General features: G+C 30.3%; 1 protein-coding gene. It reads left to right on the top strand.

The genetic code is table 11. From position 1 onward, the window contains the following. On the top strand, window positions 1-1,085 hold a 1,085-nt coding region (locus I2E98_RS15810), incomplete at its 5' end, for a transposase (protein WP_195469818.1). Between the last annotated feature and the right edge of the window lie 479 nt (window positions 1,086-1,564).

The following is a 1,564-nucleotide window of genomic DNA, read 5'->3' as shown; positions in this document are numbered from 1 at the left end:
AATACTTAATTAACATTATCGGTGAATTACTTTTATTTATTTCACAACACATACCACTAAAACAAATGATATTTGATGATTCAAATAGTCCTGAATATCAAAAATTTAAAGTAGATAAGCTACCTACAATACTTAAATTTGAAAAAGTAGATTATAAATTACTTTTAGCTTATTACAAACATAAATATAATAAGACCGTAAAACCCGTCCAAAGACGGAACGGTAAGTCTATTCCAAAAAAAATTAAGTGTCCTAAATGTGGTGCACCTCATGAATATATTTATGATAATAACGGTAATAAAGGTCAATATAAATGCAAGGTTTGTAATCTTCCATTTAAAGAAACTAATTATGCAACTAAGCCAATTGTTTTTATTTGCCCTTACTGTGGTGCTACGCTTGCGGAGCAAAAGCAACGTAAACATTTTAGAATACATAAATGCAATAATTCCAAATGCTCATATTATCAGAAGAATCTTAAGAAACTTCCTAAAGATATTAATCCTGCTGATAAATATAAATACAAGCTTCACTATATATACCGTGAATTCAATATTAACTTCTTTAAGATGGATTTATATCCAATATCAAAACATGCTACAGGATTTACTTTTAAAAAGTTTAATCCTCATATAATGGGATTATGTCTTACTTATCACGTTAATTGTAAAATGTCCACAAGACAAACTGCACATGTTTTAAAAGAAGTTCATGGAATAAAAATATCACATAGAACTGTTGCTAATTATGCTCTAACAGCAGCTGCTGTTATTAAGCCATTTGTTGATACATTTGAGTACAAACCATCTAAAATACTTTCTGCCGATGAAACTTATATAAAAGTTAAAGGAATTAAGCATTATGTTTGGATTGTAATGGATGCTTGTAAAAAGTCTATTCTAGGTTATCAAGTATCTGATACAAGAGCTACAGGTCCTTGTATATTAGCAATGCGTATGGCTTTTGATAAGTTTAAAGAGTTTCCAGGAAAAGCTTTGAACTTCGTTGCCGATGGTTATAGCGCTTACCCGTTAGCGAAGCAACAATTTGAATTAGAAGAAAACAAAGAATTTAATCTAACTTAAGTTATTGGACTTACTAATGAAGATCCAGTATCTGAAGAATTCCGTTGGGTTAAGCAAGTAGTAGAGCGTCTAAATCGTACCTTCAAATCTTCCTATAGAGTTACTTGTGGCTATGGAAGTGACGAAGGTGCTCTTTATGGATTCTCTCTTTGGGTTGCTTATTATAACTTTTTAAGACCTCACCCATATAACTATCATCGTCCTTTAAATGAACTGGATGCTTTAAATATCGCTGATAATATGCCAGCAAAATGGCAAATTCTTATCAGTCTCGGTCAGCAAACCATATTACATATGCAAGAATCTAAACCTTCTTGATAAACTATAAAATTAAATATTGATTTAATTTTTGCCTCCGATACCGAAGGTCTTTTTGTCATATTCAATTTTCAAATTTTAATTGATATTGCAAAGTTATTTTTCTATTATTATCAAAAATTAGCCATAGGCTATTTTTTCATACCAAACTTTACACTATC

The sequence above is a fragment of the Clostridium sp. D43t1_170807_H7 genome (assembly GCF_015555905.1).
In the GTDB taxonomy this organism is placed as follows: domain Bacteria; phylum Bacillota; class Clostridia; order Clostridiales; family Clostridiaceae; genus Clostridium.
The sequence above is the reverse complement of the archived record's forward strand: the minus strand, read 5'-3'. Positions and strand labels throughout refer to the sequence as shown.